25 protein-coding genes and 1 pseudogene are annotated in these 20432 nt (G+C 66.1%); 13 read left to right on the top strand and 13 right to left on the bottom strand.

The features are described 5' to 3' along the window. Positions 1-25 precede the first annotated feature (25 nt). Entirely contained in the window at positions 26-835 is an 810-nt protein-coding gene (locus VJV41_RS04100; RefSeq protein WP_325331364.1) for a trypsin-like serine peptidase, read from the top strand. Here the strand turns inward: VJV41_RS04100 and sthA are convergent. Beyond that, positions 832-2238 carry a Si-specific NAD(P)(+) transhydrogenase gene (gene sthA / locus VJV41_RS04105; RefSeq protein ID WP_325331416.1) on the bottom strand — a complete coding sequence of 469 codons (1407 nt, stop codon included), beginning with the start codon at positions 2236-2238 and terminating at the stop codon, positions 832-834. The genes VJV41_RS04100 and sthA overlap by 4 nt on opposite strands. 112 nt (positions 2239-2350) lie before the next feature. Between sthA and VJV41_RS04110 the strand changes: the two genes are divergently transcribed. Both VJV41_RS04110 and VJV41_RS04115 read left to right on the top strand, forming a co-directional pair. Beyond that, positions 2351-3073 (top strand): hypothetical protein, encoded by a 723-nt coding sequence (locus VJV41_RS04110; protein WP_325331366.1) that lies wholly within the window; start codon positions 2351-2353, stop codon positions 3071-3073. 91 nt (positions 3074-3164) lie between these two features. Continuing rightward, positions 3165-4214 carry a DUF4192 domain-containing protein gene (locus tag VJV41_RS04115; RefSeq protein WP_325331368.1) on the top strand — a complete coding sequence of 350 codons (1050 nt, stop codon included), beginning with the start codon at positions 3165-3167 and terminating at the stop codon, positions 4212-4214. Here VJV41_RS04115 and VJV41_RS04120 read toward each other — a convergent pair. The 3 genes from VJV41_RS04120 to VJV41_RS04130 form a co-directional block, all read right to left on the bottom strand. Next, positions 4211-4900, bottom strand: coding sequence for a metal-dependent transcriptional regulator (locus VJV41_RS04120; RefSeq protein WP_325331370.1), 690 nt, complete (start codon positions 4898-4900; stop codon positions 4211-4213). The two genes, VJV41_RS04115 and VJV41_RS04120, sit on opposite strands and share 4 nt — an antisense overlap. A 130-nt stretch (positions 4901-5030) precedes the next feature. Next, positions 5031-5990, bottom strand: a complete 960-nt coding sequence (sigB, locus tag VJV41_RS04125; protein ID WP_325331372.1) for a sigma-70 family RNA polymerase sigma factor SigB — start codon at positions 5988-5990, stop codon at positions 5031-5033. Between the two features lie 147 nt (positions 5991-6137). Beyond that, the gene (locus VJV41_RS04130; protein ID WP_325331374.1) at positions 6138-6536 is read right to left on the bottom strand and encodes a DUF3099 domain-containing protein; all 399 of its coding nucleotides are present in this window, start codon (positions 6534-6536) and stop codon (positions 6138-6140) included. Positions 6537-6602: 66 nt separating this feature from the next. On the opposite strand from VJV41_RS04130, the gene VJV41_RS04135 reads away from it, so the two are divergent. Then, positions 6603-6839, top strand: a complete 237-nt coding sequence (locus tag VJV41_RS04135; protein WP_325331376.1) for a DUF3039 domain-containing protein — start codon at positions 6603-6605, stop codon at positions 6837-6839. Here VJV41_RS04135 and VJV41_RS04140 read toward each other — a convergent pair. Beyond that, complete coding sequence (locus VJV41_RS04140; RefSeq protein ID WP_325331378.1) at positions 6829-7827, bottom strand: YihY/virulence factor BrkB family protein; 999 nt, start codon at positions 7825-7827, stop codon at positions 6829-6831. The two genes, VJV41_RS04135 and VJV41_RS04140, sit on opposite strands and share 11 nt — an antisense overlap. 27 nt (positions 7828-7854) lie before the next feature. Then, positions 7855-8046, bottom strand: coding sequence for a DUF7455 domain-containing protein (locus VJV41_RS04145; RefSeq protein WP_325331418.1), 192 nt, complete (start codon positions 8044-8046; stop codon positions 7855-7857). Between the two features lie 132 nt (positions 8047-8178). On the opposite strand from VJV41_RS04145, the gene VJV41_RS04150 reads away from it, so the two are divergent. Further along, positions 8179-8538, top strand: a complete 360-nt coding sequence (locus tag VJV41_RS04150; RefSeq protein ID WP_325331380.1) for a DUF952 domain-containing protein — start codon at positions 8179-8181, stop codon at positions 8536-8538. Here the strand turns inward: VJV41_RS04150 and VJV41_RS04155 are convergent. Next, complete coding sequence (locus VJV41_RS04155; protein WP_325331382.1) at positions 8535-8903, bottom strand: RidA family protein; 369 nt, start codon at positions 8901-8903, stop codon at positions 8535-8537. The two genes, VJV41_RS04150 and VJV41_RS04155, sit on opposite strands and share 4 nt — an antisense overlap. Before the next feature lie 82 nt (positions 8904-8985). Here VJV41_RS04155 and VJV41_RS04160 point away from each other — a divergent pair, with 82 nt between their 5' ends. Further along, the gene (locus VJV41_RS04160) at positions 8986-9768 is read left to right on the top strand and encodes a hypothetical protein (RefSeq protein ID WP_325331384.1); all 783 of its coding nucleotides are present in this window, start codon (positions 8986-8988) and stop codon (positions 9766-9768) included. On the opposite strand, the gene VJV41_RS04165 is transcribed toward VJV41_RS04160, so the two are convergent. The 3 genes from VJV41_RS04165 to ppgK all read right to left on the bottom strand — a co-directional run bounded on the left by VJV41_RS04165 (position 9765) and on the right by ppgK (position 13431). Beyond that, positions 9765-10859, bottom strand: a complete 1095-nt coding sequence (locus VJV41_RS04165) for a methyltransferase (protein ID WP_325331386.1) — start codon at positions 10857-10859, stop codon at positions 9765-9767. The genes VJV41_RS04160 and VJV41_RS04165 overlap by 4 nt on opposite strands. A gap of 51 nt (positions 10860-10910) precedes the next feature. Then, positions 10911-12416: an RNA polymerase sigma factor gene (locus tag VJV41_RS04170; RefSeq protein WP_325331388.1), complete on the bottom strand. Its 1506-nt coding sequence runs from the start codon at positions 12414-12416 to the stop codon at positions 10911-10913. A gap of 205 nt (positions 12417-12621) precedes the next feature. Further along, positions 12622-13431 (bottom strand): polyphosphate--glucose phosphotransferase, encoded by an 810-nt coding sequence (gene ppgK, locus VJV41_RS04175; protein ID WP_325331390.1) that lies wholly within the window; start codon positions 13429-13431, stop codon positions 12622-12624. Between the two features lie 135 nt (positions 13432-13566). Here ppgK and VJV41_RS04180 point away from each other — a divergent pair, with 135 nt between their 5' ends. Continuing rightward, positions 13567-14406, top strand: a complete 840-nt coding sequence (locus VJV41_RS04180; RefSeq protein ID WP_325331392.1) for an inositol monophosphatase family protein — start codon at positions 13567-13569, stop codon at positions 14404-14406. A 34-nt stretch (positions 14407-14440) separates the two neighbouring features. Here VJV41_RS04180 and cei read toward each other — a convergent pair whose 3' ends face one another. Beyond that, positions 14441-15094, bottom strand: coding sequence for an envelope integrity protein Cei (gene cei / locus VJV41_RS04185; RefSeq protein WP_325331394.1), 654 nt, complete (start codon positions 15092-15094; stop codon positions 14441-14443). A 165-nt stretch (positions 15095-15259) separates the two neighbouring features. On the opposite strand from cei, the gene VJV41_RS04190 reads away from it, so the two are divergent. After that, positions 15260-15562, top strand: coding sequence for a DUF4193 domain-containing protein (locus VJV41_RS04190; RefSeq protein WP_024445904.1), 303 nt, complete (start codon positions 15260-15262; stop codon positions 15560-15562). Between the two features lie 48 nt (positions 15563-15610). Here the strand turns inward: VJV41_RS04190 and VJV41_RS04195 are convergent, their stop codons facing one another. Beyond that, positions 15611-16087: a DUF3093 domain-containing protein gene (locus VJV41_RS04195; RefSeq protein ID WP_325331396.1), complete on the bottom strand. Its 477-nt coding sequence runs from the start codon at positions 16085-16087 to the stop codon at positions 15611-15613. 25 nt (positions 16088-16112) lie between these two features. On the opposite strand from VJV41_RS04195, the gene dut reads away from it, so the two are divergent. Together dut and VJV41_RS04205 are read left to right on the top strand one after the other, a co-directional pair. After that, positions 16113-16577, top strand: coding sequence for a dUTP diphosphatase (gene dut / locus VJV41_RS04200; protein WP_325331398.1), 465 nt, complete (start codon positions 16113-16115; stop codon positions 16575-16577). Beyond that, positions 16577-17311 carry a DUF3710 domain-containing protein gene (locus VJV41_RS04205; protein ID WP_325331400.1) on the top strand — a complete coding sequence of 245 codons (735 nt, stop codon included), beginning with the start codon at positions 16577-16579 and terminating at the stop codon, positions 17309-17311. The genes dut and VJV41_RS04205 overlap by 1 nt, the downstream gene beginning before the upstream one ends. 56 nt (positions 17312-17367) lie before the next feature. On the opposite strand, the gene VJV41_RS04210 is transcribed toward VJV41_RS04205, so the two are convergent. Then, the gene (locus VJV41_RS04210) at positions 17368-18066 is read right to left on the bottom strand and encodes an alpha/beta hydrolase (protein ID WP_325331402.1); all 699 of its coding nucleotides are present in this window, start codon (positions 18064-18066) and stop codon (positions 17368-17370) included. 134 nt (positions 18067-18200) lie between these two features. Here VJV41_RS04210 and VJV41_RS04215 point away from each other — a divergent pair, with 134 nt between their 5' ends. From VJV41_RS04215 to VJV41_RS04225, 3 genes and pseudogenes are all read left to right on the top strand, one after another. Next, positions 18201-18572: an OB-fold nucleic acid binding domain-containing protein gene (locus tag VJV41_RS04215; RefSeq protein ID WP_325331404.1), complete on the top strand. Its 372-nt coding sequence runs from the start codon at positions 18201-18203 to the stop codon at positions 18570-18572. Further along, complete coding sequence (locus VJV41_RS04220) at positions 18569-19273, top strand: DUF3159 domain-containing protein (protein ID WP_325331406.1); 705 nt, start codon at positions 18569-18571, stop codon at positions 19271-19273. Before VJV41_RS04215 ends, VJV41_RS04220 begins: the two co-directional genes overlap by 4 nt. Further along, a pseudogene (locus VJV41_RS04225) lies at positions 19254-20432 on the top strand (MFS transporter); the annotation flags it as partial. The gene VJV41_RS04220 and the pseudogene VJV41_RS04225, both read left to right, overlap by 20 nt.

Below are 20432 nucleotides of genomic sequence, written 5' to 3' on the forward strand. Positions count from 1 at the left end.
CGCCGGGTTCGGGCAAGATCGTCAGATGCGCACATCCGCGGTCGCCCCTATGGCGCTGGCGGCCGCACTGCTCGTCGGGCTGACTTCGTCCTGCGCGCGCCCCGCTCCGGCAGCGCCGTCGTCGCGCTCAAGCACGGCGGCCAGCCCAGTGCACTCGGCCACAGGGCCGACGGCCAACCCCGTACCGCCGGATCCGCGGGTCGGCGCGGTGTTCCTGGGTGGTGGCTCACTGCACACCTGTACCGGCGCCGTGCTTGACTCCGCCGGAGGTGATCTGATCCTCACCGCCGCGCACTGCGTGGCCGAGGGTCTCGACGTCAACTTCGTCGCTGGTTTGCTCAATGACGCCCCGCCGGAAGATGTTTGGCACATCGACGCGGTCTACCTGGACCCTCGCTGGGTGGCCAACCAGGACCCGATCGCCGACTTCGCGATCGCACGGGTGAGCCGCGATAAGGGCGGAACGATCCAGGCGCAGGCCGGCGGCGGCCTGACACTGGGTCCGGCCCCAAAGCCAGGCACCGTCGTCACCGTCACCGGCTATGCAATGGGCGAGGGCGGCGGGCCGATCGGCTGTCAGGGCGCTACAGCGCCGGCCGCCAAGGGCTTTCCGTCCTTTCCATGCGGCGCGGTGGCCGATGGTCTGTCGGGGTCTCCTTGGATCACCGGCTCGACGGCAGTGGGTCTGATCGGCGGACTGGAGGGGGGTGGTTGTGACGAAAGCGTCTCGTACTCACCACCTTTCGACGACGCGATCAGGCAGCTGCTGACACGCGCCGAAGCCGGTGGTCCGGCAGATGCGGCGCCGACGGTGTTCGACGACGACTGCGGCTAGCTGCGGAACTGGCTCAGTGCGCGCAGTTTGTTCATCACGTCAAGCGCCGCGACCTTGTAGGCCTCCGAGAACGTCGGATAGTTGAAGACCGCGTCGACGAGGTATTCGACGGTGCCGCCGCAGCCCATCACCGCCTGGCCGATGTGCACCAGTTCAGTCGCGCTGGTGCCGAAGATGTGTACACCGAGCAGCTTCAGGTCGTCGGTGGACACCAGCAGCTTGAGCATGCCGTACGAATCACCCGCGATCTGGCCGCGCGCCAACTCGCGATACCGCGACACCCCGACCTCGTAGGGGATCGAGTCCTTGGTCAACTCCACTTCGGTCGCCCCGACGTAGGACACCTCGGGAATCGAGTAGATGCCGATGGGCTGGATGTCGGTGATGCCCTTGGTGGGTTCGCCGAACGCGTGATACGCGGCCAGCCGCCCTTGTTCCATCGACGTCGCGGCCAGTGCCGGGAAGCCGATCACGTCACCGACGGCGTAGATGTGGTCGACCTTGGTCTGGAACTGGTCGTCGACGAAGATCCGTCCACGGTTGTCGGTTTCCAGGCCGGCGTTGGCGAGGTCGAGGTGGTCGGTCTGGCCCTGGCGGCCCGCGGAATACATCACCGTCTCGGCGGGGATCTGTTTGCCACTGGCCAGCGTCGTCACGGTGCCGGCGGCGCCGACATCGACCGCCGTCACCTCTTCGCCGAACCGGAAGGTCACCGCCAGGTCCCGCAGGTGGAATTTCAGCGCCTCCACGATCTCCGGATCGCAGAAGTCCAGCATTGTGTCGCGTTTCTCAACCACCGTGACCTTGGTGCCCAGCGCGGCGAACATGGAGGCGTATTCGATGCCGATCACGCCGGCGCCGACCACCACCATCGTCGCGGGCAACGACTTCAGATCGAGGATGCCGTCGGAGTCCAACACCCTGTCTTCATCGAACTCGACGCCCGTCGGCCGGGCCGGCTTGGTGCCGGTGGCGATCACGACGTACTCGCCGCTGACGGTCGTGCGCTCGCCGCGGGTGGGCTCCTCAACCAGCACCGTGTGCGGATCGATGAAACGACCGTGGCCCTGGATCAGGTCGATCCTGTTGCGCATCAACTGCGACCGGACAACGTCCTGTTCCTTGCCGATGACATGACTGGTGCGGGCCAGCAGATCGGCCGGGGTGATCTTCTCCTTCACGCGGTAGCTGGCGCCGTACAGCTCGCGCTGGCTCATGCCGGTGAGGTAGACCACGGCCTCGCGCAGCGTCTTGGATGGGATGGTGCCGGTGTTCACGCAAACACCACCGAGCATCCGCCCGCGCTCGACGACCGCAACCGACTTGCCGAGCTTCGCCGCGGCAATCGCGGCTTTTTGCCCGCCCGGACCAGAACCGATGACGACGAGGTCGTACTCCAGCATGGAAGCCATGGCAAAAGGTCTACGCCGATTGGGTCAATCTCGCATGCCGACGACGTCAATAGCCAGTGAATAGTTGTCCCGCGGTGCGCCTGAGCGGGCTGCGGTCGCCTCGATGAGACGATGGCACCTGATGGTCGGCACACTGTCGCGGTCCTCGCGCGTCTGCGCGCTCATCGCCACGATGGCGTTGGTAGGTGGCTGCACTCGTATCCTCGCCGGAACCGCGCACCCCGTGACGCCCGCCGCCGAGCCGAGACCTGTTCCGGTGCCGGACTTGTTGATTGAACCCGACCGATTCCCCGCCGAATATCCCGCCGCAGTGCTCGACGGCACTGCCGTGTATCGAGCACTGCAGGACGTCGACGGTGTGTCAGCGGGGTCCGTCGTGACCCCGCCGGAGTGCGCGCCGCCGGCGCTGACGCCCCAGCACACCGCGGCGGTGCAGGGCATGGACAGTCAGAACGCCAGCAGCCTCATCGTCACCGTGACCCGTCCTGTTACGCCGTTGCGCGCCAGGGCCGATCAGCTGATTGCATGCCCGTCATTCACGGCGGTACAGGGAGAGGACATCTCGACGGTCACGGCGACGGTGCTGCCCGCGCCGCCGGTCGACGCCGACGACACCTACGCCGTTGACCAGACCGTCACGGCGGAATCGACTGGGTTGATGAGCAGAACGTTGACACTGTCCGCGCAGATCGGCGACACCCGCGTCAGCGCGACGTGGCTGCATGACGGCACCGCGGAGTCCACCCCCGACATCGCCCCCGATACCCATGCGCTGGACAGCTTGTTCACCGAGGCGGTGCTCAAAGTCAGGCGCGGCGGCCCCTAGGCCATCCCCAGTCGCGATTCCATCCCCAGACGGCGTGGTGAGGCCGTCGCATCGGGCGTGGCCGACGGTGTCGGTTGCGATGTTGGCAGCTATGACGACATCGCAATCACCCGACTTCCACCTCAACCGGCCCGGTGTACTGATCGCGGCCCTACCCGCTGTTCTCGGCTTCGTCCCCGAGAAATCGCTCGTGCTCGTGACCGTCGATCGTGGCGAAATGGGATGCGTTATGCGCGTCGATCTTTCGGACGAACTCATGGATTCGTTGGGCCACATCGCCGACGTCGCGGCTGCGGCGAAACCTGACTCGGCGATCGCTGTCGTGGTCGACGAGGAAGGCGCCGGCTGCCAGATGTGCAGTGACGAATACCGCGAACTGGCCACCGCGCTGCAGCACACACTGGCCGCACGCGGTATCGAGCTGTACGCCGCGCACGTAGTGGACCGGGTGGCGGCGGGCGGACGCTGGCATTGCGCCGACGGCTGCGGCAGCGCAGGCACCGTCGAGGATCCCTCGGCGTCACCGTTGGCCATGGCCGCGGTGCTCGACGGGCGCCGGCTCTACGCGCGCCGTGCCGAGCTCCAGGCGGTCATCGAGGTCGCCGACCCCGAACGCAGCTCCGCGCTGGCGGACGCCATCGACGCGTACGCGCAGACACAGGCCGAGCGTGACGATGCCGCTGCGCGCCGGGACGTCGAAGAGGCGATAGCCGCAGCCAGGCGGGTGGCCAGCGGCGGAAAGCTGCGCCACGCCAAGCTCATTCGGCTGGCGTGCGCGCTGATCGACCCACTGGTGAGGGACACCCTCTACGCCCTTGCCGTAGGCCAGGACGCTGCGCCGGCCGAGTCGTTGTGGGCAATGTTGTCGCGCACGCTGCCGCAGCCGTGGCGCATCGAGGCGCTGGTGCTGCTGGCGTTCTCCGCCTACGCCCGCGGCGACGGACCCCTGGCCGGTGTGTCGCTGGAGGCGGCGCTGCGCTGTGATCCCACCCACAAGATGGCGGGCATGCTCGACACCGCGCTGCAATCAGGAATGCGGCCCGAACAAATCCGTGAACTGGCGACTACCGGATACCGGTTGGCCGAGCGGCTCGGGGTACGTCTACCGCCGCGGCGCGCCTTCAGGCAGCGGGCCGGCTAGACCTTCTCGACCTTGACGGCGTGCGCCATGTGGTGGGGCAGCTCGACCTGTTCATGGCCGGGGATCACGATCATCACCCCGCCGTGGTCGTTGGCTTCGACGGTCACCCGGGCGTTGGGCACCACACCGGCGTCCTTGAGCCGCGCGATCAGGTCGGCGTCGCCCTGGACGTGTTCGGTGAGCTGGCGGACCACAACAGCGACGGGCATACCTGACGGCAGCTCCGTGAGCCGGACCAGGCTGCGGTCTTCGCCGCCGACCAGGTCGACGCCCAGCTCCGACAAGCCGGGAATGGGGTTGCCGAACGGGGAGGTGGTCGGATTGTTGAGGACCTGCACCAGCCGGCGCTCGACGTCCTCGCTCATCACGTGTTCCCAGCGACAGGCTTCGGCGTGCACTTCCTCCCACGGCAACCCGATCACGTCGACCAACAGCCGCTCGGCGAGCCGGTGCTTGCGCATCACAGAGACGGCAAGGGCGCGGCCCTTGTCGGTCAGCTCGAGGTGCCGGTCACCGGCGACGTGGAGCAGCCCGTCGCGCTCCATCCTCGACACGGTCTGGCTGACGGTCGGGCCACTCTGCTCGAGACGCTCGGCGATGCGCGCACGCAGCGGCACTACGCCCTCTTCTTCGAGGTCGTAGATCGTCCGCAGGTACATCTCGGTGGTGTCGACTAGATCGTTCATTAGGTAACCCTCCGTCACGCCAGAGTCTACCGGTCAAGCTGGGAAAACTGAGCTTCAACATCATCCGGGACCGAGCCCTGCACAGCACGAATGCCCGCCGGTGATCCGACGGGCATTCTCCGTGCGAAAGCTAGCTGGCGTACGACCGTAGCCGGTCGGCGCGCTCGCCGTTGCGCAGTTTGGCCATCACCTCACGCTCGATCTGGCGGACCCGCTCCCGGGACAACCCGAACAGCTTCCCGATCTGGTCGAGCGTGCGCGGCTGGCCGTCATCGAGGCCGAAGCGCAGCCGGATGACCTGCTGCTCGCGCTCGTCGAGCGTGGCCAGCACGTGGCGGATGTCGGTGTGCAGCAGCTCGGAGATCACCGCATTCTCGGCCGACATCGCTTCGGCGTCTTCGATGAAGTCGCCCAGCGGGGCTTCCTCATCGCTGCCGACGGGCATGTCCAGGCTCACCGGATCACGGCTGTGCTCGAGCAGATCGGCGATCTTCTCGGCCGGAATCCCCGACTCGGCCGCCAATTCCTCGTCGGTCGCTTCACGGCCGAGGTTCTGGTGCATCTCGCGCTTGATCCGGGCCAGCTTGTTGACCTGCTCCACCAGATGGACGGGCAGCCGGATGGTCCGGCTCTGGTCCGCCATGCCGCGGGTGATGGCCTGCCGGATCCACCACGTGGCGTAGGTCGAGAACTTGAATCCCTTGGTGTAGTCGAACTTTTCCATCGCGCGAATCAGGCCCAGGTTGCCCTCCTGGATCAGGTCCAGCAACGGCATGCCACGGCCGGTGTAGCGCTTCGCCAGCGATACGACGAGCCGAAGGTTGGCTTCCAAGAGGTGGCTCCGGGCCGCTCCACCGTCGCGGACGACGGCGGCAAGATCACGTTTGCGGTTCTCGCCCAAGCGCTTGCGCGTGTCGAGCAGATGCTGCGCGTAAAGCCCTGCCTCGATGCGCTTTGCGAGTTCGACCTCATCGGCGGCATTGAGCAAGGCCGTTTTGCCAATGCCGTTCAAGTACACGCGCACGAGGTCAGCGGCTGGACTTTGGGCGTCCAAGTCGGAGTCAACGCGGGTGGTGGTGGCATTTGCCATGACGGCCTCCTGATCGGGTCGAACTGTCATGAGCTACAACGCCCAATGTGCGCTAAGAGTTCCCACCAGTTAGCCGGTTCACACCTTCTGATCTGCGGTTATTCGACCGTGACCTGAGAATGTGCTGAGAATAGAGCCAGAAGTTCCTCAGCTGGGAACATCACCCTGCGGTTCGCTCACGTCGGGTTGCGGTGACGATGGCCGGCGGCTTTCCAAAGCGGGCCGCTCGGCCGTCGGGAACAGGGGTATCCGCCGCGAGTCGTACCGCCGCGGTTCCTCTGCGCGACGGGGCGGCCGGTCGTTGGCGATCAGCACCGCCATCCACGGCAACGGCACCGACACCAAGATGATCGCCAGAGATATGAGCCCGTTGTGCCAGATGCCGTATGCGACCGCCGCGAGGATCAGCGCCGGGATGCGCCAGAACATCAGCGTCAGATATTTGCGGACGCGTTCGCGATGCTGTTCTTCGAAGGGCACCGCGGCACGGGTGATGAGGACGGGCCGGCCCTCGTCGTCGAAACTCAGCTCTTGGCCGTGTTTCATGCCTCCACTGTTCCACACTCGTCGTCCGCTGTACGCGTGGGATTTCTTACGGGCAAAATGGGTCCCATGCGAACCCAGACGATCGAGCGCACCGACACCGACGAACGCGTCGACGACGGGACCGAAAGCGACACCCCGAAGTACTTCCACTACGTCAAGAAGGACAGGATCGCCGAGAGCGCTGTCATGGGTACGCACGTCGTCGCGCTGTGCGGCGAGGTGTTTCCGGTGACGAAGGCCGCCAAGCCGGGATCGCCGGTGTGCCCCGAGTGCAAGCGCATCTACGAGAAGCTCAAGACGTAGCGCCGTCGCCCTCGGCCGTCGCAGTCGCGGTCGCAGTCGCCGGCGGGGCGACCACTCCGCTGCCGTTGAGCGACTCGGCTTTCTCCTCGAGCCACCAGCGCAGTCGGCGTGCATGAGTGACGGGTGCGGGCCATTCCTCCTGGATGGCGGCATTGAGTTCGGCGCCGAGCATGATCGCGAAACCGAGGAAGAAGGCGAACAACAGGAACGCGATCGGGGTCGCCAGCGCGCCATACGTGTAGCCCGTGCTCGTGATCCAGGTCAGGTAGACCCGAAGCCCCAGCGTGGCGATCAAGAACACCGCGGTGGCCAGCACCGAGCCGATGAGCAGACGATGCGACGGCAGCGGCTTGGGCAGTGACACCCGGTAGAGGATGTTCATCCCGACCACGAGAGCAACGAACAGTGCGGGGTAGTACCCGAAGGCCAGGACGTTGTCCCAGCTGTCCGGGAGGTACCCGGCGATCTTGCGCGGACCGAGCGCCACGACGGGTGCGGTGGCGATGGCGAACACCAACATGACCACGTACAAGCCCAGTGCATAGAACCGCTGACGCACGGGGTGGCGCAGCGGCGTCTGGTCATGGGCCTCGGTGATCGAGTCCACGAACGCCGAGATCGCCGACGAGCCCGCCCACAGCGAGATCACGAATCCCAGCGAGACCACCTCGCCGCGGGCGCCCCTGACGATGTCGCGCACAGTCGGCTCGATGATCTCGCTGACCACGTTCTGCGAGAAGAAGCGGCCGGCCGTGCTGATGAACTGATTCTCGATCATCGGCAACGTGTCCGGCCCGAACAGCGGCGCGAGGTACGCCAAACTCCCCAGCATGCCGAGCAGCAGCGGCGGCAGTGAAAGCGCGCACCAGAACGCCGCCTGAGCCGACTCGGAAAAGATCGAATCGTCCCAGCTTTTCGACAATGTGCGTCGAACGATGTGCCAGATGTGATGCTTCGATGGCTTGATCGGCGTCGGCTGGTCAGTCATGACCAGTCCAGCATTGCCGATTCGGTGCTACGGCTCCAGAGGACTGGCTTCGAGAACCGCGGCCACCTCGACCAACTTTGCCTCGTGCTCATTGGCATGATGCTGGCAGAACAGCAATTCGGCACCCGACGGAAGCTTCGCGCGTACACGTGCAGCGGCCCCACAACGATCGCATCGGTCAGCCCTGGTGAGTTCGGGACTGGTGAGCGTTGCGTACATTGGCACCTCCGAAATGCTCGTGCGTAGCTCTACTGTGTCAGACACATTCGGTTCCGGCCTTGTTCCCCGGGGGTTTACGGGTGTGTCGTGTCTCACGGTTACGCCGACTTGCGAGCAGTGCAGGCTGACGATATGCCCCACTCGCCGAGCGTCTTGGTCCACATTTGCAGCGCCGATGACTGGCGGCTGGCGCAGATCCGGGGTGAGCATCGACCCGATTCGCTGGACGCGAACGGGTTCGTCCATCTGTCGACGCCTGAGCAGGTGCATTTGCCGGCCAACCGGCTCTACGCCGGACGCACCGATCTTGTGCTGCTGCGAATCGATCCCGCACGCCTGTCCTCCCCGGTCCGCTGGGAACCCGGTGTCCCCACCGACCCCGATGCGATGGTGTTTCCGCATCTGTATGGAGCATTGCCCGCGGCGGCTGTGATAAACGTCACGCCGTATCTGCCGGATGCGAGCGGCCGCTTCGGGCCGCTTGCGACCTAGGCCTCGCGGTAGGCGTCGACCTCGATCTCGACCAGCAGCTCGGGGGAGATGAGCGCCGAGACCTCGACCATCGTCGTGACCGGCAGAACCTCGCCGAAGGCTTCGGCATGCACCGCCCCGACTTCCTTCCACATCGAGATGTCGGTGACAAAAATGCGGGTCCGCACCACGTCAGTCAAGGATGCGCCCACCTTTTGCAACGCAATGTCAATGCGCCGCAGTGCTTCTCGTGTCTGCTCGGCAACGCCGTCGCCCGACCCGGTGGTTCCGGCCACCACGATGTGCGAGCCGGCGCGTACCGCCCGTGAATAGCCGACGGCCGACTCGTACTCGGAGCCCGATGACACTCTGCGGCGCTGGGTCATGAGTACAAATTAAGTCCCGGCATTCCATTGGGGCGAGACGTTTACAGTCGCGGCGAAGACTGACAACCTAGACTCACCCGTCGTGGGCATTCTGTTTGGTCTTGCGCCGTGGATCGTCTATTGGGTCCTAGTCGGCAACGTCCCGTTCACCACCGCGGTGTTGGTCGCCCTTGCGATCGCCGCGGTATCGCTCGTGATCGGGCGCATGAGAGGGACGCCAGGGCGCACGATCGAAATCGGCGCTGTTGCAACGTTTATCGTGCTCACAGTGCTGACATTCACGCTGGACCAGTCGTTCATGGAGCGGTGGATGCAGCCGCTGAGCAATGCCGGGATCTTCCTGGTCGCCCTGACCGGCGTGCTCATCGGCAAGCCGTTCATCCGTGAGTTCGCCGAAGTGGGCCAGCCCAAGGAGGTGGTCGAGAGTGAACTATTCGCCAAGATCACCACGCTGTTGACATGGATCTGGGTCGCTGCGTTCGCGGGCATGACAGTGTCGTCGGCGATCCCCCCGATCATGCAGGGCGACGCCACGATCCTGGACACGAAGACCCCGCTGTCGTTCATCTGCTACTGGGTGATCCCGTTCTCGCTGTTGGGCCTGGCGGCGCTCGCGTCACGAGTTCTGCCCGAGAAGATGGTTCCCGCCGCCGAGGACATCGTCCGTAAGACCACGTTCGTTGCCTTCGCCGAAGCGGAGATCGATCAGCTGATCTACCTCGCCACTGAGCACGCTAATCGTGAAGTCGGCCCGGGCAAGGAGCCGTACGACATCAGGATTGGCGGCAAGGGTGTGCCGCTGGTCGGCGACGAGACGCGAGAGTCGTGGCCCTCGACGTACAAGGTCCGCGAGAAGAAGCGTTAGACGGGTATCGCCTCGACGATCGACACCGGGGTAGCAGTCCGCACGACGCGCTCGAGCCGAAACCCGGCGTGGCGCAAGAGATCGGTCCACTCAGAACGGGTGCGTTCCTTGCCGCCGACGGCAATGAGCATCTCCAGGTCGAGCACCATTCCGAAGTCGGACGAAGAGCGTTCGGGCAAAACACTTTCCAGCAATAGCAGCTTGCCGCTGGGCTGGATCGCACTACGGACATTGCGCAGGACGCGCACTGCGTCGTCATCGGGCCAGTCGTGGATGATGTTTTTCATCAAGTACGCGTCGCCGCCGTCAGGGACCGACTCGAAGAACGAGCCGTCGACTACTTTGCAGCGGTCCGCCACGCCGGCCTGCTCTAGCACTGGTCCGGCACCATCCACTACCGAGTTCAGATCGAAAAGCACACCGCTGGCGCCGGGTGCCTTCGCGAGGATCATGGACAGCAGCCGGCCGTGGCCGCCGCCGACGTCGATGATCGTCTTGAAACCGGAGAAGTCGTACGCGGCGAGCACGCTGAAGATCGAAAACTCGCTCCCAGCGGTCATCGCGTTGTTGAACGCCTCGGCCAGGTCCGCGTCGGTCTCGACGTACTCGAAAAACGGCATGCCCCGGAGCTTGTCGACCGAGGGCTTGCCGGTCTGCACGGAGTAGAGCAGGTTGCCCCAGTCCTCCCAGCGCAGAGGATGACCAATGAAGAGCGCCAGATCTCGCATCGAACTTGGGGTTCCCGTTCGCAATGCCGTGCCGGTCGCCGTGAGCTTGAACTTGTTGTCGCTGCGATGGTGCAGCACTCCCTTGGACGCCAGCGCCCGCATAAGGCGGTAGACCGCGCCAGGGTCCGCACCGACCCGGCGTGCCATCTCGTCAGCGTCCAGCGGGCCGTCAGCCAGCTGGTCAGGAATGCCGAGCTTGACCGCCACATAGATCGCCTGTGCGGTCCAGCCACCGGTGATCAGCTCCAGCACATTGATGCCACCGGGCGCCAGCAAGCGTTGCAGCCGTGACAGCCCTGCGCGGACCGTGTTGATCGTCTGGACCACCGCCAACGGCGGGATCCGTGGTGGTTTCTCGGGCACGGCGCAAGAGGCTACCGCAATTCAGCGAAATCCAGGTATTAGACGACGCGCTTAGTCGAGGTAGTCGCGCAGCACCTGAGAACGGCTGGGGTGACGCAACTTTGACATCGTCTTCGACTCGATCTGCCGGATGCGTTCACGGGTGACGCCGTACACCTGGCCGATCTCGTCGAGCGTGCGGGGCTGGCCGTCGGTCAGGCCGAACCGTAGCCGCACCACACCTGCCTCACGCTCCGACAGCGTCTCCAGCACCGACTGCAGCTGATCCTGCAGCAGGGTGAAGCTCACCGCGTCGACCGCGACAACGGCCTCGGAATCCTCGATGAAATCGCCGAGCTGCGAATCGCCTTCGTCGCCGATGGTCTGGTCCAGCGAGATCGGCTCACGCGCATACTGCTGGATCTCCAGCACCTTTTCCGGCGTGATGTCCATTTCCTTGGCCAGCTCTTCGGGCGTTGGCTCGCGGCCCAGGTCCTGCAGTAGCTCACGCTGGATGCGGCCGAGCTTGTTGATCACCTCGACCATGTGCACCGGGATGCGGATGGTGCGGGCCTGGTCGGCCATCGCGCGGGTGATCGCCTGGCGGATCCACCACGTCGCATACGTGGAGAACTTGTAACCCTTGGTGTAGTCGAACTTTTCGACCGCACGGATCAGGCCGAGGTTGCCTTCCTGGATCAGGTCGAGGAACGCCATCCCGCGGCCGGTGTAGCGCTTGGCCAGTGACACCACCAGACGCAGATTCGCTTCCAGCAGATGGTTTTTCGCCTTGTCGCCGTCGCGGCAGATCCACATCATGTCGCGGCGCTGCGCGGCGGGAAGCTTCTCGCCCTTCTCGGCCAGTTCCGACATCAGCTGCGTGGCGTACAGACCGGCCTCGATCCGCTTGGCCAGCTCGACCTCTTCCTCGGCGTTGAGGAGCGCGACCTTGCCGATCTGTTTGAGGTAGGCACGCACCGAGTCGGCCGACGCGGTGAGTTCGGCGTCCTTGCGGGCCTGCCGCAGTGCCTCAGATTCCTCTTCGTCCCAGACGAAGTCGCCGGAGGCCTTGTCTTTCTCGGACGGTTCGGCGATCTCTTCGTCCTCGGCGGCGACACTCTTGGCGGACTTGGCGGCGGGTTCGGCGTCGCTTTCCTCGGCGTCGGGCTCTTCGTCGGTAGCCTCGTCCTCAGCGGAGTCATCGTCCTCGACGACGAGATCCGCAAGGTCGATATCGGTCTCGTCTACCTCGATGACCTCATCGGGCTCGGCGTCGAGCTCGTCGCCGCTCTCGACTTCGTCGGTGCTCAGGGCTTCGTCGACGACTTCCGCGCCGGCTCCGGTGGCCTTCTTCGCACGGCCCCGGGTGGCGGGCGCGTCGGCTTTGCCGCCGGGCGCCTTGGCGGGGGCCGCCTTCGCGGTCTTGGCGGCGGCCTTCGCCGGGGCCGACTTGGTGGCCCGTTTCGCGGGCGCCGATCCGTTGGCAGACTTCGCCGCCGCGGTCTTTTTGGCGGGGGCCTTGGTAGCGGTGCGCTTCACCGGCTCATCGGTTGCCGGGCGTGCTTTTGTCGCTGCCACGTACACCCTTTCGATCTTGCAAATTTCGACGGGCGCGGTCACGCACCATCGAAAAGCGTCGGTTATGTCGAATATTGGCGGTTGATCTCGCCGCTATCCGGGATGCGGCCGCCGACGACCATTGTAACGACAGTGTGAGGGAGCGCCGTGATGAGCGGCAAATTTGACCGTCCGCGCGGCGATCCGCGGACCGGGCAAAGCGCGGTTACTTGGCAGTAGCCGTGACGTCGACGTCGGCAGCCATGGCCGCGCCGACGATTCCTGCGGTGTTTTGCAAGGCGGCCGCGACCACTGGCGTGCGGTTTTTCAACAGCGGCACCCATTTGTCGGCCTTGCGGCTGATGCCACCACCGGCGATGAAAAGGTCGGGCCAGATCGCATTCTCGATCGCCACCAGCACGCTGGTGACCTCTTCGGTCCAGCGCTCGTAGCTCCAGCCTTTCTTCTCCTTGATCGACGACGCGGCCCTGTGCTCGGCCTCCTTGCCGCCGACCTCGAGGTGGCCGAATTCGGTGTTCGGCAGCAGCACTCCGTTGTGGATGACCGCCGAGCCGATGCCCGTGCCGAAGGTCAGCAGCACGATGACGCCGGAGTTGTCCTTGCCTGCGCCGAACTTCTCTTCTGCCAAACCGGCCGCGTCGGCGTCGTTGAGCACGGTCACCTGCTGGCCGTTGAGCGCCTTACCGAACACGTCGCGGACATCGACGCCGAGCCATCGCTTGTCGACGTTGGCCGCGGTGCGCACGATCCCGTCGGTCACCACACCCGGGTAGGTGACACCGAGCTTGTCGGTCCAGCCGAATTCTTTGACAACGGCAGCGACGGTCTTGGCGACAGCGTCGGGAGTGGCCGGTTGCGGGGTCTCGAGCTTGAAGCGGTCACCGATCAGCTGTCCGGTGTCAAGGTCGACGATGCCGCCCTTGACACCGCTTCCGCCGACATCGATGCCGAAGCCGCGGCGTTGCGGGCTGCCGTTCGTGCTGGGCTCGGCGGCGGGTGAATCCGTGGCGGTCATGAGCGCTCCTCACAGAGGCTGGCAGGTGCGACGCGCTCCACACACTAGTAGTTCGGGAAATCTCATGTGCGGCTGTCGCGCAACCGGTTAGCGATTGGGCCCCGGCGTGCAACGGGACTGTGTTGCGATGGAACTGTGACGGAAAACGACACCGATCTGGTCGAGCTGCGCTCGGTCGCCGAGGGGCTGGCGGCCGAGGCGGCTGAATTCGTCCGGCGCCGCCGCGCCGAGGTTTTCGGGAATCCGTCCACGTCGCCGACCCAGCGGCCGGCGGTGCGTGCCAAGAGCACCCCGACCGATCCGGTCACCGTCGTCGACACCGAGACCGAGCGGCTGTTGCGGGACCGGCTGGCCGAACTGCGGCCAGGCGAACACGTGCTCGGTGAGGAGGAAGGCGGGTCGGCCGGACACGACGGGCTCACCTGGGTACTGGACCCCATCGACGGCACGGTCAACTTCGTCTACGACATCGAGATGTATGCGGTGTCAGTGGGCGTACAACGCGACGGCGTGTCGGTGGCTGGGGCGGTCGCCAACGTCGCCTCGGGCGCGCTGTACTCCGCGGGGCTCGGCCACGGTGCCCAGCTGCGCCTGGCCGGTGTGACGACGCCGCTAGGGTCCAGTGCGGCCACGGAGCTGTCAATGTCGTTGATAGGAACCGGATTTTCGTATTCACCCGAGCAGCGGGCGCGCCAGGCCGAGATTCTCACCTGGGTCCTGCCCACGGTGCGCGACCTACGACGGATGGGCTCGTGCGCTTTGGATCTCTGCATGGTCGCTGCGGGTCAGCTCGACGGCTATTACGAAGATGGGGTGCATGTGTGGGACTGGGCGGCGGGTGCGCTGATCGCCGCCGAAGCGGGCGCGACGGTGCGACTGCCACCGGCCGCCGGGGGAGCGGGGTTCGTGATGGCGGCCGGGGCGGGCATCGCCGACGCTCTGCAGGACACGCTGCGCCGATCAGGTGCGCTATAGCTCCAATGTCCTTGCGCTGCAATGAGATAAGGGTCTAGCAGGCGCCGGTGTGAATCTTGGACAACAGCGACGAATCGGCGGCCTGCGTCGCGTCAGGGCGAAGGCTCGCCAGCACCGCGTCGATGTCGTCGCTGTGGCTTAGCGCCGAAAAGTCTGTGCCGATGGCCAGGTCGACCGTGTCGTCGTTTCGTTGATCCTGGAACAGTTCGGTGCACGGTGCCACCAGCCAGACCGCGGCGGCCGCAGCACGCCCGGCGGGACCGAACCGGATCTGGCCCTGGCATTCCAGGCGGGTGTTCGCGTAGAGGGTGTCGTTGGCCGCTGCGGGCTCGGCAAAGCCCAGGTCGCGAAGTTCACCGGCCACCTCGGCGGCCTGCCCGCCCTGACCGCTGGCGTTGAGCACCCGGATCTTGGCGTCCGCGAGTTTGGCCGGCGTGACGCCGACCATGTCGGCCCGTGACACCTGCTCGCCCAATCGGGGTGCGGGGGCACTGGGATCGGCGGGCGGCGGCGCATTGCAGATGGTGGCCTCGTGTACGTCCACCGGCTGATTGAGCGCCATGATCCACGCCATCATCATGGCGACCGCCAGCGCGACGAACAGCAGGATTCCAGGCAGGTAATTACGGCGACGAAACGGGCGACCGTGTCTGTCGAATGCTGTACCTTCTGTGATTTGCGCGACCACGCATGCACTCTAAGCCCCGCGTCGCTGGAGCCTTCCGGCAGCGCGAACTACAGTGTGATGTAAATCACAGTAGAACGCGTGCCAATACGGGCACGAATCATTTGGGGAATGCGTTCGACGCTGGTACAAAGCTCTGCTGCAAGGTTTGACGGAGGGGACATGAGGATGGCTACCGATTACGACGCCCCGCGGCGCACTGAGACCGACGATGTTTCCGAGGATTCGCTCGAGGAGTTGAAGGCGCGGCGTAACGAGGCTCAGTCGGCCGTCGTCGACGTCGACGAATCCGAGTCCGCCGAGTCCTTCGAACTGCCCGGCGCCGACCTGTCCGGTGAGGAACTGTCGGTGCGTGTCATCCCGAAGCAGGCCGACGAGTTCACGTGCTCAAGCTGCTTCCTGGTACATCACCGCAGTCGGCTGGCCAGCGAGAAGAACGGCGTGATGATCTGCACGGATTGCGCGGCTTAACCGCGGGGCTTGGATTCGCGGCTCAGCCGCGGGGCTTGGATTCGCGGCTCAGCCGCGGAGCGCGTTCAGCACCCGGTCGGGATGGCGGCAGCTCACCAGCCAGTACGGCGCGGGATCGTCAGGGTCGTCGAGAACCAATAGGACCATCGGGCCCACCCATGCGCGGTGCACGACATATGCGGCCGGGTCGAGCTGACGGCCCAGGGCGGCCGACTTCGCCGACTTGGGCACTTCAACCGATCGGGATACGACGCTGACGGGAAGGTGTGCCGGCCCCACCCACAGCTCGGTCTCGCCTGCACCGGCGATCACCCGCACCTCTGTTCTGCCGAACCACAGCAACACGACGGCGGCGACGGGAAGCAGTACGGCAAACGGCAACCAGTTCGGCAGTGCCTGTACGCCCTGGTTCACCTCGAGCGCGATCAATGCGGCCAGGCCAAGGCCCGGTGGCCACCACCACCAAGGCACCGACAACCGTTCTCGGTAGCGCACGGATTGCGACGTGGCGCGCGTGTCGGACACGCGGCCAAGAGTAATCTCTGACGTCGTGTCCACCTCTCTGGCGGTCGTGCGCCTTGATCGCGACTTGCCGATGCCCAGTCGTGCCCATGATGGCGACGCGGGCGTCGACCTCTACAGCGCGCTCGACGTCGAGCTGGCCCCCGGACAGCGGGCGCTGGTGCCGACCGGGATCGCGGTGGCGATCCCGCACGGCATGGTCGGGCTGGTGCACCCGCGCTCGGGATTGGCTGCCCGCGTAGGACTTTCGATCGTCAACAGCCCGGGCACCATCGACGCGGGCTACCGCGGCGAGATCAAGGTGGCATTGATCAACCTCGACCCGCAGACCCCGATCGTCGTACACCGCGGAGATCGCATCGCTCAGCTGCTCGTGCAGCGAGTCGAGCTGCCCGAGCTGGTCGAGGTGACCTCGTTCGACGAGGCCGGCCTGGCTGACACCACCCGTGGCGCAGGCGGCCACGGTTCCTCCGGCGGACATGCGAGTTTGTGATGGCATTCGGAAGACGCAAGGACAGCGACGACGTCACCCACGCGGATGACCGTGACGAGATCGACGGTCCCTTCGACATCGATGATTTCGACGACCCATCGGCGGCCGCGGAAGGCAGGCTGGATCTGGGCTCGGTGCTGATCCCGATGCCCGAGGCGGGGCAGGTGCAGGTCGAACTCACCGAGCAGGGCGTGCCCAGCGCGGTGTGGGTGGTGACGCCCAACGGCCGCTTCACCGTCGCCGCGTATGCCGCTCCGAAGTCGGCAGGCTTGTGGCGCGAGGTCGCCACCGAACTGGCCGAGTCGCTGCGTAAGGACGTACCGACGGTCGCCATCGAGGACGGCCCGTGGGGCCGTGAGGTCGTCGGTGTGGCAGGCGAAGGTTCCGGCGTGGTGCGCTTCATCGGCGTCGACGGCTACCGCTGGATGATCCGCTGCGTTGTCAACGGTCCGCAGGAAAACTCTGAAACTTTGGCGCAAGAAGCGCGAAACGCATTGGGCGACACCGTGATTCGCCGCGGCGAGACGCCGCTTCCGGTTCGCACTCCACTGTCGGTCCAGCTGCCCGAACCGATGGCAGCGCAGCTGCAGGCCGCTGCCGAGCAGGCCGCCCTGCAAGCACAGCAGGCGCAGCAAGCTCAGCAGGCGGGCGCACAGCCGCCGCCGGAGCCCGTCGCCCGCCGCAGCGCGCAGGGGTCGGCCATGCAGCAGCTGCGCACGATCACGGGGGGTTAGCGATTTCGGCGCGGTAACCGGCGATGGGCGCCCGTACGCGCGCCGAATCGCAAATGTCAGGCGTCGGCCAGCGCCGCCATGCACGCCGCACCAAGCACCGCAGGGTCTGCGCCCATCTCGTCGAGCGTGACCGTTCTCAGCGCCGCCCGCGGCGCCGCCGCGACCCATTCGATGCTGACCTCCACCGGGTGCACCGGGTCGTCGATCGCGGCCGCAACCCCCATCGGGACGGTCAGGCGCTCCAGCTCACCGCAAGTCGGTGCCACGAACCTGGCGGCTTCCTCCATGGCTTCGGGCAGCGACGGCCATTGGCCGACCCACGAACGGGTGAGCTCATCGGCCAGCCACGGCGGGCTCGACGCCCGCATCTGAGCGGTCGCCGACGCCAGACCGTCGCGGCGCAGCGTCTGTGCGGAATACAGCGCCGCCATCGCTGCCGGAGCCGTCTCGGGCGGACCCGTCCACGCCGGTAAGGCGGCGAGCACCGCCACGGCGTGGCCGGCATGGGCCAGCGCCCACGACACCGCCACGGCCGCACCGATGGACACCCCGCCGACCGCTATCGGCTCGGCGCGGGCCGCATTGTCGAGCGCGTCACAGTAGCCGTCGATGAGGTGTTCCGGGTGCGGCGGCGGCGTCACGACGACAGCGCCCACGTCGTGCAGCGCACCGGAAAAGGCCCGGTAGACGTAGTCGTCGTCGGATCCGGTGCCGGGCAGAAGAACCGTCGTCACACCGCGCAGATTGACCGCCATCACATGATCCTGCCCGGCCGCCGAACTCCTCGGCGTGGCGACCCGCGCCCCGCGTGGCATATCGGAACCAAGAGGTCTACGGTGGCGTTGGATTGGGTAGATCCATGGTGGATCTGCGGAAGTCAGGAGAGGCCATGGCTACGGCCGAAGGGTATCTGCGCCGGCTCACCCGCCGGTTGACGGAAGACCCGGAGCAACTCGACGTAGAAGAGCTCACCGACGAAGCCGCCAACACCGGCGCCCAAAAGGCGATCGACTGTCGACGGGGTCAGGAAGTGACGATGGTCGGCACCCTGCGCAGCGTCGAGGCCAATGGCAAGGGCTGCGCCGGCGGGGTCAAGGCCGAATTGTTCGACGGTACCGACACCGTGATGCTCGTCTGGCTCGGCCAGCGCCGCATTCCCGGCATCGAGTCCGGTCGCACGCTGCGGGTGCACGGGCGCGTCGGCAAGCTGGAAAACGGCACCAAGGCGATCTACAACCCGCACTACGAGATTCAGAAGTGACCGACCCCGGACCTGAACCGGGGAAGCACACAAAAGCGAATGCCGTCCTCGAGCAGATGGGCGGCATCAGCGGCCTGATCTATTCCTCTTTGCCCGTCGTGGTGTTCGTTCCCGTTTCCACCGCGTTCGGGCTCCTGCCCGCGATCGGCGCGGCGCTGGGCGTGGCGGCTCTGATCCTGGTGTGGCGGTTGGCCCGCCGCGAGACCATCCAGCCGGCGATCTCGGGGTTCTTCGGTGTCGGGATCAGCGCGCTGATCGCCTACATCGTGGGTGAATCCAAAGGCTATTTTCTGCTGGGTATCTGGATGTCGCTGTTCTGGGCGGTGGTGTTTGCACTGTCCGTGGTCATCCGCCGTCCCGTCGTCGGCTACATCTGGGGATGGGTGAACTCCCACGACCGGGCCTGGCGTCAGGTGCGCCGGGCGGTGCTCGCGTTCGACATCGCGACCGTCGTCTGGGTGCTGGTGTTCGCCTCGCGCTTCGTGGTGCAGCAACACCTCTACGACGCCGACCAAACGGGATGGCTGGGCGTGGCGCGCATCGCTATGGGGTGGCCGCTGACCGCCGTGGCCGCATTGGTGACCTACGTGGCGATCAGGGCCGCGCAACGGGCCGTGCATGCGAATGACGCCAAACAAGCGCACAACGCCGCCGAGGAACACGGAGACGTAACCCAACCCGATGCCCGCCGAGGCGGATAGCCGCCGTCGGCGCCGCGCCTACGGCACCGACCGGCCGCTGATCGCGGTCGCGGTGCTCGCCTCATTCGTGGCGTTTCTGGACGGATCGGTGGTCAACCTCGCCTTGCCGGCGATCGGCCGCGAGTTCGGCGGCGGCCTGGCCCTGCAGCAGTGGGTGGTGGACGGATACCTGCTCGCGCTCGGCGCGCTGATTCTCGTCGCGGGAGCGGTTTCCGATCAGTTCGGCCGGCTCTCGGTGCTCCGCATGGGCATTGTCGTGTTCGCCGTGGCCTCGCTGCTGTGCGCGCTGGCATTCAGCGGTTGGGTGCTCGTCGCCGCGTGATGCCTGCAGGGCCTCGGCGCGGCGTTTCTGGTGCCGAGCTCGCTGGCGATGATCAACGCGCGGTTCTCGGGCGCCGAGCAGTCCCGCGCGATCGGCACCTGGACTGCGTGGACCGGCACGGCGTTCGTGATCGGGCCGCTGCTGGGCGGGGTGTTGGTCGACGCGGTGGGTTGGCGGTGGATCTTCGCGGTCAACATCGTGCCGCTGGCCGTCACGCTGTACCTGACGACCAAGCTGTCAACCGAGGAGTTCGCAGCCGACCGCTCGGCCCGAATCGATGTCGTCGGCGCCGCACTCAACGCCGTGGGCCTCACCGGCGCGGTGTACGCGCTCATCGAGGGGCAGCGGCTGGGCTTCTCGAACACGGTCGTCCTCGCCAGCCTGCTGATCGGCGTGGCGTGCCTGATCGCGTTCCCGTGGTGGGAGCGGCGCACAGCCCACCCGATGATGCCGCTGCACATCTTCACCGCCCGCAACTTCGCGGTGGGCAACCTCGCGACCGTATCCCTTTACGCCGCGGTGTCACTGGGCACATTGATCGTCGCGCTGTTCCTTCAGGAGAGCGCGGGGCTGTCGGCCACCCAGGCGGGGCTCGCCACGTTGCCCGTGCCGGTGCTGTCGTTCTTCTTGGCCCGCCGGTTCGGCACGCTGGCCGGTGTGCACGGCCCGCGGCTGTACATGGCCATCGGACCGCTGATCGCCGCGGGTGGCTACCTGCTGATGACGATGGCGCGTGAGCCGTTCGACTTCTGGACGCAGATGCTGCCCGGCCTGGTCGTGTTCGGCCTCGGATTGACGATCACCGTCTCGCCCCTCACGGCGGCGATTCTGGCTGCG

It is taken from the genome of Mycobacterium sp. (genome assembly GCF_035274705.1).
Taxonomy (GTDB): domain Bacteria; phylum Actinomycetota; class Actinomycetes; order Mycobacteriales; family Mycobacteriaceae; genus Mycobacterium.

Coding starts and splice junctions, on each gene's coding strand:
- VJV41_RS04100 (WP_325331364.1), top strand. CDS start 26: ATGCGCACATCCGCGGTCGCCCCTATGGCGCTGGCGGCCGCACTGCTC.
- sthA (WP_325331416.1), bottom strand. CDS start 2,238: ATGCTGGAGTACGACCTCGTCGTCATCGGTTCTGGTCCGGGCGGGCAA.
- VJV41_RS04110 (WP_325331366.1), top strand. CDS start 2,351: ATGAGACGATGGCACCTGATGGTCGGCACACTGTCGCGGTCCTCGCGC.
- VJV41_RS04115 (WP_325331368.1), top strand. CDS start 3,165: ATGACGACATCGCAATCACCCGACTTCCACCTCAACCGGCCCGGTGTA.
- VJV41_RS04120 (WP_325331370.1), bottom strand. CDS start 4,900: ATGAACGATCTAGTCGACACCACCGAGATGTACCTGCGGACGATCTAC.
- sigB (WP_325331372.1), bottom strand. CDS start 5,990: ATGGCAAATGCCACCACCACCCGCGTTGACTCCGACTTGGACGCCCAA.
- VJV41_RS04130 (WP_325331374.1), bottom strand. CDS start 6,536: ATGAAACACGGCCAAGAGCTGAGTTTCGACGACGAGGGCCGGCCCGTC.
- VJV41_RS04135 (WP_325331376.1), top strand. CDS start 6,603: ATGCGAACCCAGACGATCGAGCGCACCGACACCGACGAACGCGTCGAC.
- VJV41_RS04140 (WP_325331378.1), bottom strand. CDS start 7,827: ATGACTGACCAGCCGACGCCGATCAAGCCATCGAAGCATCACATCTGG.
- VJV41_RS04145 (WP_325331418.1), bottom strand. CDS start 8,046: ATGTACGCAACGCTCACCAGTCCCGAACTCACCAGGGCTGACCGATGC.
- VJV41_RS04150 (WP_325331380.1), top strand. CDS start 8,179: ATGCCCCACTCGCCGAGCGTCTTGGTCCACATTTGCAGCGCCGATGAC.
- VJV41_RS04155 (WP_325331382.1), bottom strand. CDS start 8,903: ATGACCCAGCGCCGCAGAGTGTCATCGGGCTCCGAGTACGAGTCGGCC.
- ppgK (WP_325331390.1), bottom strand. CDS start 13,431: ATGACCGCCACGGATTCACCCGCCGCCGAGCCCAGCACGAACGGCAGC.
- VJV41_RS04190 (WP_024445904.1), top strand. CDS start 15,260: ATGGCTACCGATTACGACGCCCCGCGGCGCACTGAGACCGACGATGTT.
- VJV41_RS04205 (WP_325331400.1), top strand. CDS start 16,577: ATGGCATTCGGAAGACGCAAGGACAGCGACGACGTCACCCACGCGGAT.
- VJV41_RS04210 (WP_325331402.1), bottom strand. CDS start 18,066: ATGGCGGTCAATCTGCGCGGTGTGACGACGGTTCTTCTGCCCGGCACC.
- VJV41_RS04215 (WP_325331404.1), top strand. CDS start 18,201: ATGGCTACGGCCGAAGGGTATCTGCGCCGGCTCACCCGCCGGTTGACG.